Source organism: Oleiphilus sp. HI0079 (assembly GCF_001635105.1).
Genome location: NZ_LWFT01000553.1, coordinates 1 through 582, shown reverse-complemented (window position 1 = coordinate 582; position 582 = coordinate 1). Strand labels below are relative to the sequence as shown.

Genomic DNA, 582 nt, shown 5'->3' with positions numbered 1-582 from the left:
CCTGATAGGTGCACCAGACACCGTTCCCGACGAACAGGTATATGCGGTACCGTTTAAAGGATATAAGAGCCTACGCATCTCCCAAGGTTTTGGTGGAAAATTCAGCCATAGTCATGAACCTCAATACTATGCCATTGATATTGCGATGCCCGTCGGTACACCAATATCCGCAGCGCGCTCCGGAATTGTTATCGATATACAGGATACCTACGCGCACTCAGGTGTTAGCAGCGCCTTTTTTTATGACAAAGCGAACTATGCAATGGTTTTGCATGGGGATGGGACGTACGCCATGTATGGGCATCTATTGATAGGCAAAGTACTCGTTAAGCCAGGCGATAGCGTTGAAACCGGCCAATTGCTTGGATATTCCGGTAACACCGGTTTCTCGACCGGCCCTCACCTTCATTTTGTCATTCAATATAATAAGCAAGGTAAGCCGGCCTCCAAACGATTTAAATTGAAGCAGGCGGATGGCACTATCATCAACCCCAAAACAGACATCTGGCTTTTGCCGGCAGACTAATAATCGAATTACTTGGATCAGCGGCAGGGCGCTTTTACAACACAAATGCCAAGACG

General features: G+C 47.6%; 1 protein-coding gene. It reads left to right on the top strand.

Features of this window, described 5'->3' with window-relative positions; translation table 11 throughout:
* Positions 1 to 526: M23 family metallopeptidase (locus A3750_RS08785; protein WP_197474971.1), on the top strand; the 526-nt coding region annotated here is incomplete at its 5' end.
* Positions 527 to 582 lie beyond the last annotated feature (56 nt).